Genomic DNA, 11,841 nt, shown 5'->3' on the forward strand with positions numbered 1-11,841 from the left:
TCAGAATCTCGGGAGCTCGGGGAAGCGGCTGTGGCCGCCATGAACATGCACCCGGCCGAGTTCGGCGCATCGGTGCAACGTCGGGAACATCTTCCCTGGATTGAGCAGCAATTTTGGATCGAAGGCGCATTTGACCCGCTGTTGATGCTGAAGATCGATTCTCGTGAACATCTCCGGCATCAAATCCCGCTTCTCGACCCCGACGCCATGTTCGCCGGTCAACACACCGCCGACCTCCACGCACAGCCGCAAGATATCATTGCCGAAGGCTTCGGCGCTCTCGAGCTGCCCCTGTTGATTGGCGTCGTAGAGGATGAGCGGATGGAGATTTCCATCCCCCGCGTGAAAAACATTGGCGACACCTAACCCATAGTGACGCGACAGTTCTTCCACCCGCTGGAGCACCTCTGGGAGGCGGCCGCGCGGAATGGTACCATCCATACAATAATAATCGGGTGCGATGCGCCCGACTGCCGGAAAGGCCGCCTTGCGCCCCTTCCAGAATGTGAGCCGCTCCGCTTCGTCGCGGGATATTCGGCATGAGGTAGCACCATTGGCGCTCGCGATCTGCTCGATCCGCGATGCCAGAGCCGCGCACTCCGCCTCGGGCCCATCGACCTCAACGATCAGCAGCGCCTCGACATCGAGCGGATATCCGGCGCGGACAAATGCCTCGGCGGCATGAATGGCCGGCCGATCCATCATTTCCATGCCTGCCGGAATGATGCCGGCGGCGATGACGTCCGCCACACACTGGCCCGCGCCAGCGACCGTTTCGAAACCGATCAGTAGCCCCCGGGCGGTATCCGGGGTTGGCAGGATACGCAGGGTTACCTCCGTGACGATGCCGAGCAACCCTTCCGAACCGACAATGACGCCAAGGAGATCAAGACCGGGGCCTTCGAGCGTGCCATTCCCGATCCGGAGAACCGTTCCGTCCATGAGAACAAGTTCGACACCAAGAACATTATTGGTCGTGAGCCCATATTTGAGACAATGGACCCCGCCGGAATTCTCGGCGATATTTCCTCCCACCGTGCAGGCGATCTGGCTCGACGGATCAGGAGCGTAGTAGAAGCCCTGTTTCTCAACGGCCTTGGTGACCGCGAGATTGGTCACGCCAGGCTCCACGACCGCCAGCCGGTTCTCGAAATCGAGCGAAACGATGCGGCTAAACCGCGTCATGACGACAAGCACACTGTCGGCGAGAGGAAGCGCGCCGCCTGAAAGCGAAGTGCCAGCCCCGCGCGGAACCACCCGAATTTCTTCAGCATTGCAATAAGCCAGAATGCGGGACACCTGATCGGTCGTTTCCGGAAGCACCGCGATCATCGGTGGTTGTCGATAGGCCGTGAGACCATCGCTCTCGAAGGCTTGCAGCCGGTCGGCATCCGCGATCACGCCCTCGCCGGGAACGATTGCACGTAACGCCGCAACGATCGCGGCGCGCTTCGCAATCACCGCTCGATCCGGCTCGGGCATCCGGATCGTCATTGCATGGCCTTCGCGATGAGCGTCTTCTGGATTTCCCTGGCACCGCCGAAAATCGTGTTGGCTCGGCTGTTCAGATAACGTGACGTGAAGCAGTCTTCGGGCTGCGTATCGGGGTTGGCATGGAACGGGCGCCCGGCCGACCACCGTATGGCGTCGGCGCCGAGAATATCGACCCCGAGTTCCGTTATGGCCTGCTGGGTTTCGCTCACCCTTAGCTTCAGGATCGATGGCGTAGCGGGATGTCCGGCATTGCCGGTCAAGGTGAGCAGTTCCATCGCATCAAGCGTATCGATAGCTATCGACACGCTCGCAACGCGCCGCCGATAGCTAACGTCATCTCTGCCTCGCTTGACAGCGACCGCATCGACATCGCGAAGCAGGGCTCGCTGGGCCGCCGACATGATGTCACCGCCGCGCTCATACTCGAGAAGAAATTTGGCGATTTCCCAACCCTGCCCCTCGACGCCAACGAGATACTCCGCGGGGACCCGCACATCATCGAAGAATATCTGGTTCAGTTCGTGATCGCCGCCGATGGTCTCGATAGGACGAATGTCGATTCCCGGTGCCAGCATGTCGATGAGCAGGAAGGATATCCCTTCGCGGCGTGAGCCCGGGCCTCCCGTCCTTACCAGAGCGGCCATCATCTGCGCCTCATGACCCTGCGTCGTCCAGATTTTCGTCCCATTGACGATATAATGGTCGCCATCGCGCGTGGCTCGCGTTGTCAGGGCGGCCAAGTCCGATCCGGCGCCGGGTTCCGAGAACCCCTGGCACCAAAGCTCCTCGCCCGAGACGATCGGCGGGAGAAAACGACTCTTTTGTGCTTCGGTTCCAAAATGAAAAAGCACGGGCCCGACCAGCGGCAATCCGAGCGGTGACGTGACTGGCGCAAAGCGCTTAGCGCTTTCATGCGCCCAGACGTAGCGCTCAAGCGCAGACCAGCCCGTTCCTCCGAATTCGGAAGGCCAATTCGGCGCCGACCAGCCCTGATGATGGAGAATATCGTGCCAACGCTGCGCGACCTCAGCCTCGGCATAGACCATTGTCGTCAATTGCTGCGCCCGCGCCACATCGACATCGAGATGCGTATCGAGCCATCCGCTCACAACATCACGAAACTCTTCCAGGGCAGGCTCGGCGAGCAGTCCGGAGTCCGGACCAGGCTCGGCGAGATAGGAACCGCACGCCCCGGACCGAAGCAAGGTTGCATACTGATCCAGCGCAGTACCTTCGTCCGGAATGGCACAGCGCAAAGCCATCAGACGCTTGACCAAGGCGCCGATCCGCAGCTCTTCCGTCACGCCCATGGCGCCATGAAACTGAATGGCGTTATGGGAGACGAGCCGCCCCGCCGCGGCGACCTTGGCGATCGCGGCGCAAACGCTTCGGCGGCGCTGCGTCGGCGCGCCCCGAAGGCGAAGAAGCCCTATACGCACGACGCTCCGCGCTTCCTCCAGCGCAACCTGCATGTCCGCCAGTGCGTGCTCGACGACCTGAAAACCGCGCAGCGGCCTGCCAAACTGTTGGCGCATCACGCTATAGCTTGTGGTGTCGTGAACCAGCGCCCCCATCACGCCTACGGCCTCGGCGCAGACCAGTAGGATGTTCAGTTCCTCCGCATGGTCGACCAGCGCGGGATTGCCATCCCGGATATCCATCGACTTTCCGATGAAAACATCCTGAAACACGACATCGGCCATATCCGACCCATCGATCGTCGCCACATGTACCCGTTCGACGCCGGGCGCGTCCGCCTCGACGACAAAGAGCGCCTCATCGCCACCGTATCTGGCCGCCACCAGGAACACATCAGCGCTCCCTCCTCCCGCGACCGACGTCATGGCACCTCCGATGCGCAAGCCGTTCTTGCCTGGATAAACGCGCAAATTGTCAGATCTTGCGAACGCGGCGCGTCGGGTACCCGCCGCGACCGCAGCAGCAAGCTCGACCGCCTCTGAACCGTGACATTGGCGGAGCACATATAGCGGAATGGCCGCTTGCGCGGTGAACGGCTGCACGATTCCCGCTTGGCCAATGGCCTGCGCGATCAGCGCGAGGATCACCGGTTCGGCGTCCAGCCCCCCCGCGTCGGCGGGAAGCGGCAGGCCGAGCCATCCCATTTCCGCCATGTCTGACCACAGTACGGCATCATTGGGAGACACCCGCCCGCCAGGCGACGCCAACAAGCGGTCCTGCAGGAATCGTTCGGCAACCTCCTGGATCAGGAGCGCTTCGTCGCTGAATGCAAACGTCATGACCGCTCTTCCGTCGGCAGGAGACGAGCATTGGACGATGCTTGTTCAACGGTAATTACGAGCGGCTGACGAAGCGCATCGCGCAGGCGGTCCTTGCGCACCTTGCCCGATGCCGTTCTTGGAAAATCGTCTATATATTCTATCCGCTCAGGAAACTTCTGTTTAGCAAGGTCGCGCTGGGCAAGAAAATCGGCGATTTCGATGAGCGACGGCAATTCGGCCCCTTCATGGGCGCGAATGAACGCGGCCACACCTTCTCCCAGACGGGGGTGAGGCATCGAGACGACCGCTGCCTCCAGAATCGCCGGATGGAGTTCCAGCGCACGCTCGATCTCGACCGGAGAGAGATTCTCCCCGCCGCGGATGATGATATCCTTGAGCCGTCCTGTGACGACGACCGCGTTATCTTCCGTGACCATGCCCAGATCGCCGGTACAAAAAAAGCCGTCGGCGTCGATTGCTCGGAGAAACTCGTCATGGTCCGTATAATCGACGAGCATCGCTGGGCCGCGCGCACGAATTTCACCGACCCGACCGGGGCCAAGCGCCTTGCCATCAGCATCGACAATCCGGACGTCATATCCCACGATTTCACCGTCGGTTTCCGATGCCAGTGCGCGTTGCCCGGCTTGCAGAAACCCTTTGGTGACCAACGGAATTTCCGTAGCGCCATAGACCCGGAAGGCGACACAACGTTCCGTCACGCGCGCAGTCTGGAGGATCAATTCCGGCGTAACCGCGGCACCGCCGCAGGCGAACATTCGTAGCGACGGCAGATTACGTCCGAGCCGCGCGGCCTCCTCGACAAGCTCCTTAAGGAAAGGCGTGGCACCGATGCTCGCCGTGATCTGATGCGCGTCGATAAGCTCGATGGCGCGCGTTGGTTCCCAACGATCCATCAGGGTGACGATGCAGTCGCTCTGGAAAGGCAATTCAAGGCCGAAGGCATAGCCTGTTATGTGCGTCACAGGCGATGCCATCAGCATATTGTCGGTCTCAGCCAATTCCCAGAAATCGACTGCCGACATCGTGCCATGATCGATACTGTCATGCGTGTGGATCACGCCCTTGGCGGTTCCTGTCGTGCCGGATGTGTAGAGGAGAAGCTTGTTCGACGCCGGGGAAACCGACGGAAGACTATATGGCAAGATCGCACGTCCCAGCGACCGCAGCCATTCGTAGCCATCCTCCGTATCCTCGCTCGCCAGGATAGAGCGCACACTGATGACATGTTGCAAGTCTGGAAGATCGCCACGCAATTCGTCGAGCATGGTGCGATAGTTGATCGACCGAAAACTATCCGGGATGAAGATCAGCCGACTGCGCGAATTCTGAAGAATGAAACGGAGTTCGGCGCCGCGATAGATGGGGGTCACGGGATTGATCACGAGCCCCGCAGCCGCAGCCGCCAGATTGATCGCCACCGCCTCTCGCCAGTTAGGAAGCTGAAAACTGATCGTCTCTCCCGGCTGGATCCCAAGCGCTCCAAAGCCCGCCGCAAGTTCTTCCGCTTCGCTGACAATTTGGGCGTACGTGACCGCGATACCATTGTCGTATAGCGCAACCGCATCAGGCATTGTCCGACGCTTTTCCCACGCCAGTTCGCTGATCAACCGCGCGTCGGCGTTACCTGCCGCCGCGCTGCGGGCGGTAACCCGTTCCTGCCTGTCCGCATCGTCAGATGTCATGCCGTCTTGCCGTTTTCCGTTGTTTTGGGGAAGAGCCGGTACGCGCCGGCCGCGCCTAAAATGGACCCTATTCGAAGACTGGCTTACGGCCCTCGCGAAACGCGGTAACCGCCGCCTGATGATCGCGACTGAGATTCGTCACCGCCTCATAAGCAAGCCCCGCGTCCAGCATCTGGTCAGCGAGCTGCTTCAGTCCAATATTCACTGTCGCCTTCGTCCAACGAATCGCTTTTTGGGCCCCGGCGGCGAGACGCACGGCAAGCGTCGAGACCTCGCCTGGAAGCGCTTCAAGACTGCAGACATGGTTTACCAAGCCGATGCGTTCAGCGTCCGCCGCTTTGAGAAGATCGCCCGTCAGCAGATATTCCTTCGCGCGCGCATATCCCACGAGCTGAGGCCAGATGACCGCGCCGCCGTCGGCAGCAACCAGTCCCATGGCGACATGCGGATCGCCGATCTTGGCCGTATCCGCCATGAAGGTGATGTCGCAAAACAAGGCGAGCGTGGCGCCCAGGCCCGTGGCGTGACCGTTGATCTGACCGATTATCGGCTTCTCGCAGTCGAGCATCGACAGGATGATTTCCTTGGCCTCGCGGATCGTTCGCTCAAATATCCGCGGATCGTCGATCATCTCCTGCATCCACTCGATGTCGCCTCCGGCCGAGAAGGCCTTGCCAGCTCCCGTCAGAATGATGACCCGGACATCGGGAGAACGTTCGAGTTCGCGAAATACGAGGGACAGCTCCGCGTGCATGACCGCACCCGCCGCATTCAAACGGTCGGGTCGGTTGAGCATGACTGTCGCAATCCCATTTGGATCTATTTCGACCGAAAGCTGGGAGTAGCTCACCATTTTTCTCCATCAAGATAGCGGTCGATCTCGCGGTGAAAGTGACGGACCCGCTGCTCTTGTTCGCTAAGCCGTGCTCCTCGAAAGCCGCGGCTGTGCATGCCCGCCTGGACAAATGGGATCATGCGTCCATCTTGCTCGAGCACCGGACCGACGCCGCCATCGCCCCGCGTCAGATAACGCCGTTGCGGCCGCGTAGACCCCGTGCAGTCCGTTCCCTCTTCGACTCCCATATAGGCCGGGATTTGGATAGCGGGGTCGCGGATCGGGTGGATGAGTACTGTAACATCATAGATCATCTTTTCCGGATCGCTCTCGTGCGGGCGGAACCGCTGGACCAAGGCGCCTTCGGGATGGATATTAAAGGTCACGTTCGGAAATGCGAAATATGCCCAATCGTCCGTCATCTGGTTGAGCGCATAATCGCCGGCGGTCGGGCCGAGACGATCGGACAACTTCATCTTGGCTTTCTGGACGGCCTCGCGAACATCGCCTGCCGCTTTTCCAAAGCCTTCCGGGTCAATGCCAACCTCCGCGAGCATGCCTGCAAGAAAATCGTTCACGCTGTCCTGATCCTCATGGCGCGGACTGACCGCACCAAACTTCATGAGCATCCGGCTCATTCCGTGTTCGTACAGATCCCATTGCTGGTGATAATCGTCATAGAAAGGCAGAATTTCCGGATGAATCGCGTGGACGTGATAGCTTTCCAGAAATGCGTCGACGACCGTCTTCCAATTGGCAGGCCATTCAACCTCGACATCCTTGACGGTCACCATATCTTCGAGCCGATAGACGGCCAGATGCGGCTCCAGCACGCCGAGAAATTCGGCAAGCGGAGGCGCCTTTTCGTCCATGCAAAGAAATACGAAGCCTCCCCAGACGTCATGGCGCACTTTCGAGAGATCGAGCGAGCCCTCTAGAACTTCGGGACGAAAGGTTTCCCGATCGGTGATGTCGCAGATTGCGCCGTTCACCGTCCATGCCCAGCTGTGATAGCGGCATCGGATTTCCTTCAGATTGCCAAAGTCCGACGCGACAAGACGGGCGCCGCGGTGCTGGCACACATTATACATTACCCGGATTTCGCGATCGGTGCCGCGCACGACGAGAAAGGACTCCGATCCGACATTGAAACGGAAGAAATCACCTGGCTCCGGAATATCGGAAACGCGCCCCGCGAGCAGCCAGGTCCTGGTCCAGAGCTCGCTCCATTCGCGTCGCATGAAGGCCGGGTCAAAATAACGCTGCGGCTCCACAAGGCCGGTTCCATTGTCGACATAGGGCGCCTTGGCTTCGAACGAACCATCGACCGATTTCTCGTTCAGCAACCAGCCCTTGCGATAGTCGTAGCTACCTGCCTTACAATCGCCCGCCATTTCTCTCTCCCGCGCGTTTTTTCGCATCCGGGTTGCAGATTGACAAAAGCCGGACGAAAGTCACAGGGATAATCGAGCAAACCAACCTTGCGCGATATGCACTAATCGAGCGGGAGTATCATGGATCATCTTTTAGCCATGCGGCTGTTCGCGAGTTCGGTCGAGCTTGGCAGCTTCTCGCGCGCCGCCGCGCAGCATAATTTACAGGCTTCGTCGGTCTCGCGCTATATTTCCAATCTCGAGCAGAGTTTGGGCACGTCGCTCTTTCGCCGCTCGACACGACAATTGCTCCTCACCGACGCAGGTTCCGCCTTCTACGAGCGGGCAAGAACCATCCTTGACGAAGTTGCCGACGCCTGGCGGCTGGCAAGTGCAAGCTCCGCCGATGTCATTGGCTCGCTGACCGTCTGGGCGCCACAAGAGTTTGGGATGGTACGCCTCAATGCCCTCATCCCGCAGTTCATGAACCAGTATCCGGGATTGAGCGTCGACCTAACGTTGGGCGAAAAAGAAAGCGAACTGTCTTCAGCCAAATATGACGTGGCGATCCATATCGGCGAGCCAGCAGACTCACGATTTTACGCTCATCGTTTCGCGCGCAATCAATATGTCATATGCTGCGCGCCGTCTTATCTGGAGCTGGTCGAGGAACCCGCATTCCCTAGCGCGCTAAGCGAGCAGAACTGCCTGGTCCATACCGGTCGCAAGATATGGCAATTCAGCTCCGCAAAAAGCAGCGTCGATATTTCGGTCGAGGTTTCGGGAAACTTCCGCGCCAACCTGCTGTCCCCCATACTCGACGCCGCCATTGCAGGGGGCGGCTTTGCGCGACTACCGTCATGGCTCGCCAGCCCCTATCTGGAATCTGGCCAACTCACGACGGTTCTCGAAAAATACCAGGTGAAATGCGACGATTCCGTCATTTATGGCCTGTATCCGGAAAAACGAAGCATCTCTCCAAAAATACGGGCATTTATCGACTTCCTGACCGAGCGCTTCGTCGGGATTGCACAATAATCGCGCCACAATCATGCGCTTTTCGCAAAACTACTTTGCCCCATTAATGGGTGGCCGAACGCAATGACGCTCAGCATGATAGCCTGATGTACGCGAACCAAAACGCGCCAGATGGGAGAATATGACATGGACCGAGCGCCCGAACCTACGAGCTTCGTCGATCCCGAGGTACAGCGTTGCCCTTTTCCCCATTATGATCGCCTTCGGGCCGCAGCTCCAGTGTATCGGGACTCCTCGACTGGCTTCGACATGCTGATGCGATACGGCGACGTTCGCAAAGCCACAGCAGATACAACGCATTTTTCAAGTAAAGCGGGTCAAATTTCTGTTCGCGACGGGTCGCCGGTGGCGGAAAAGGTCCGACAAATCTATGCAGCAGAAGGTTGGCTGCCCGTCCACTCACTGGTCAACAATGACCCGCCGGACCATGGCCGCTTTCGGGCCTTTGTGGACAAGGCCTTCCTGCCAAGACATGTGAGGGCAATAGAACCGTATATCCGCGCCACTGCCGAAGAGTTGTGCCGTTCCATGCCGGACGGCGTCGCATTCGATTTGATACCGGGGTTTTCACTACGACTTCCGTTGATGGTGATCTCGCACGAGCTGGGTGTTCCCGCGTCTGACCTTGATCGATGGAATGCATGGGCGATGATTCTGCTCGAGCAGATGAATCCTGATCTTGCGCCCGAGCGCGAGTTGGAACTAACCCACCAGGTATGCGAGATGCAGCAATATCTCGCTCGACGTATCGCGGAGGTTCGCGCAGCACCAGGGACGAATTTGCTCACCCATCTCGTTCTGGCGGCGGACGAAGGCCAGATGACGATGGCGGAGCTTCTGAGTGTCATTCAGATGCTTGTCCCCGCCGGGCATGAGACAACCGCCAACGCCATCTCGGCCGGCGTGCGGCGTCTTGCGGAAACTCCTGACTTGCAAGCCAAACTGCGCGCGAATCCCAGCAGGATCCCCGCCTATTGCGAGGAGGTTCTCCGGCTGGACGCGCCCATTCAGGGACTATTCCGCCGCGCCGTCAGCGATACGGAGATCGATGGTTGCCCGATCTGGGCCGGAAATACCGTTGTATTAAGCTGGGGCGCGGCAAATCGTGACCCGGACAAATTTCCCGACCCTTCGAGACTTGATCTGGAAAGGCGAAATGCAAACCAGCATCTCAGCTTTGGTGCAGGCGCCCATTTCTGCGTAGGCAACCAGTTAGCGCGGGCCGAGATGCGAATTGCTTTCGAGACGATGCTGGCGACCTTCCGTTCAATCCAAATCGCTCCGGACATTGGCGTTGCTTCAGCGCCACATTTCTTCGCTTTTGGCCATTCTACGCTCGGCGTCATCGTCGAGCGCTGACTGGCTACGCGCCTGATCGCACTCCAATCTTGAAGAGAAATTTCATGACTCTGACACTCGAGCCTGGCTTTTGTGCCATCGTGACCGGTGCGTCGTCCGGTATAGGCAAAGCCATTGCAGATCGTTTTCTCATCGCAGGCGCCCTTGTAATCGGCGCCGATCTGAACATTGACGACGGCGCTGTCCCGTCGGAGAGATTCAGACCAGTCCGCATGGATGTCAGCGACGAGGGCGCTTGGAGGAATATTGTCGATGAAGCGGCCTCGCTGCACGGCAGACTGGATGCGGTGGTGAATGTCGCCGGAATCCTGTCCTCAGGCAGCATAGAGGAGATGGCTCCGGATCAACTCATGCGGATGCTGGATGTGAATACGAAGAGTGTATTCGTCGCCTGCCAGGAAGCCATACGCGCCATGAAGAAGCATCCGGGCGACAAATCCATTATAAACATCGCATCTGCGAATGCCGTGAAGGCGCAGTCATGGACATCAGGCTATGCGGCCTCCAAAGCAGCGGTGCTGTCGCTCACCCGGACCACGGCACTCCATTGCGCGGAACAAGGTTACGATATCCGCGTCAACGCAATCCTTCCAGGAATCGTGCGAACGCCGATGGTCGAGACCTTGTTGGCGCAGGCCTCCGACCCGAAAGCGGCGCTTGCCGACCTCGAACGCTTCCATCCCACCGGGCGGCTACTTGAGCCAAATGAAATAGCAGATGTGGCGCTTTTCCTTGCATCACCTCTAGCCCGCGGGATTACCGGAGCCGGTATCGCAGTGGATTGCGGCATGACGGCTGGTTGAAGTCGCACTGCAAAGCCCAATTTGCAAAAGCAGGACGCAGGTCCTCACGCCAGGTGAGAGCGCCAACCCGACCATGCGGATCCGCGCTATTCCGCAACATCGCCTTGTTGAGCGACAGACCGGTGACAAGCCGCTTCAGCTTGGCGTTCCTCTCCTCAAGCTGGCGCAACCGCTTCATCTCCGACGGCATTGGCCCCGCGCACTTCTTGCCCCAGTTATAGTATGTGGCCTCCCTGATCCCGACTCTCCGACAGACCTCCCCAATTGACGCCCCATCCTTGGCCGACTTGAGCACAACGGCAATCTGGCCTCCGAAAACTTGGTCCTCTTCGTCGTTCAATGGTCATTTCCGCCTCTCCACCTATCGTGTTCGGGTGCTCCTAAAATAGCTGCGCTCACGACAATTGATGTCGCGACCATTTCCCAGCGACCACTCATGCTCAAACTCCAACGGAGAAACGCGCGCGAATGAGAGGAATCGCTGCACTACGCTGCAAGTCATCGCGCATCGATATCCTTTAGCTACATCCAGACGGCCACCCCGATCAGCGCGAGGAGCGCTCCGGAGAGTATCCCGCCGGTAGCGGCCCAAGTAACCCACCAGTCCTGCTCATCGTTCGACCGGCGCTGCTTGATCATGCCCTCGACCCGGCCAAGCGAGCGCGCCAGCGCCTCGCGGGCCTCGCCAACGGACTTGCGGTCCTCGGCGCCATAGGATCGCGATGCTTCGTGGCTTTCGGCGGCAAGGGCCAGCGGCGTGAGACGCATCGCGGGCTTGTCGTCGATGCTATCGATATGCCGATCTATGGAATCGAGACGCGCCTCTATCGCGCGAAGTGTGGGCGAGTAGTCAGGCAGCTTCTCCTTGGCGGCGGCGAGCCCTTCAATCGCCGAGTGGAGAAGGGAGACTTGCTTCCGCAGCTCCTCGAAAGCGCCGGCAGCGTCTGTGGAAGGCGGGGTGGAGCGGGCTGGTTTTGCTGTCATGGCACCGGG

The 11,841-nt window shown here is 59.3% G+C and carries 9 protein-coding genes and 1 pseudogene; 3 read left to right on the forward strand and 7 right to left on the reverse strand.

Going from position 1 to position 11,841, the window contains the following annotated elements; all coding sequences use genetic code 11:
• From EAO27_RS14310 to EAO27_RS14330, 5 genes are all read right to left on the reverse strand, one after another.
• Complete coding sequence (locus tag EAO27_RS14310; RefSeq protein ID WP_242770862.1) at window positions 1-1,494, reverse strand: FAD-linked oxidase C-terminal domain-containing protein; 1,494 nt, start codon at window positions 1,492-1,494, stop codon at window positions 1-3.
• Window positions 1,491-3,752 carry an acyl-CoA dehydrogenase family protein gene (locus EAO27_RS14315; protein ID WP_242770863.1) on the reverse strand — a complete coding sequence of 754 codons (2,262 nt, stop codon included), beginning with the start codon at window positions 3,750-3,752 and terminating at the stop codon, window positions 1,491-1,493. Before EAO27_RS14315 ends, EAO27_RS14310 begins: the two co-directional genes overlap by 4 nt.
• On the reverse strand, window positions 3,749-5,440 hold the full coding sequence (locus EAO27_RS14320) for an AMP-binding protein (RefSeq protein ID WP_242770864.1): 1,692 nt from the start codon (window positions 5,438-5,440) through the stop codon (window positions 3,749-3,751). The genes EAO27_RS14315 and EAO27_RS14320 overlap by 4 nt, the downstream gene beginning before the upstream one ends.
• Before the next feature lie 67 nt (window positions 5,441-5,507).
• On the reverse strand, window positions 5,508-6,293 hold the full coding sequence (locus EAO27_RS14325) for an enoyl-CoA hydratase-related protein (protein ID WP_242770865.1): 786 nt from the start codon (window positions 6,291-6,293) through the stop codon (window positions 5,508-5,510).
• The gene (locus EAO27_RS14330; protein WP_242770867.1) at window positions 6,287-7,669 is read right to left on the reverse strand and encodes an aromatic ring-hydroxylating dioxygenase subunit alpha; all 1,383 of its coding nucleotides are present in this window, start codon (window positions 7,667-7,669) and stop codon (window positions 6,287-6,289) included. The genes EAO27_RS14325 and EAO27_RS14330 overlap by 7 nt, the downstream gene beginning before the upstream one ends.
• A 120-nt stretch (window positions 7,670-7,789) precedes the next feature.
• On the opposite strand from EAO27_RS14330, the gene EAO27_RS14335 reads away from it, so the two are divergent.
• The 3 genes from EAO27_RS14335 (at window position 7,790) to EAO27_RS14345 (ending at window position 10,848) form a co-directional block, all read left to right on the forward strand.
• Window positions 7,790-8,686 carry a LysR family transcriptional regulator gene (locus EAO27_RS14335; RefSeq protein ID WP_242770869.1) on the forward strand — a complete coding sequence of 299 codons (897 nt, stop codon included), beginning with the start codon at window positions 7,790-7,792 and terminating at the stop codon, window positions 8,684-8,686.
• Window positions 8,687-8,935: 249 nt separating this feature from the next.
• Window positions 8,936-10,045: a cytochrome P450 gene (locus tag EAO27_RS14340; protein ID WP_242770871.1), complete on the forward strand. Its 1,110-nt coding sequence runs from the start codon at window positions 8,936-8,938 to the stop codon at window positions 10,043-10,045.
• Window positions 10,046-10,089: 44 nt separating this feature from the next.
• Entirely contained in the window at window positions 10,090-10,848 is a 759-nt protein-coding gene (locus tag EAO27_RS14345) for an SDR family oxidoreductase (RefSeq protein ID WP_242770873.1), read from the forward strand.
• 94 nt (window positions 10,849-10,942) lie between these two features.
• Here the strand turns inward: EAO27_RS14345 and EAO27_RS14350 are convergent.
• Both EAO27_RS14350 and EAO27_RS14355 read right to left on the reverse strand, forming a co-directional pair.
• Window positions 10,943-11,178 (reverse strand): annotated as a pseudogene (locus EAO27_RS14350) (transposase); the annotation flags it as partial.
• 192 nt (window positions 11,179-11,370) lie between these two features.
• Window positions 11,371-11,832, reverse strand: coding sequence for a DUF6118 family protein (locus tag EAO27_RS14355; RefSeq protein WP_242770875.1), 462 nt, complete (start codon window positions 11,830-11,832; stop codon window positions 11,371-11,373).
• Between the last annotated feature and the right edge of the window lie 9 nt (window positions 11,833-11,841).

The sequence above is a fragment of the Sphingopyxis sp. YF1 genome (genome assembly GCF_022701295.1).
Lineage (GTDB): Bacteria > Pseudomonadota > Alphaproteobacteria > Sphingomonadales > Sphingomonadaceae > Sphingopyxis.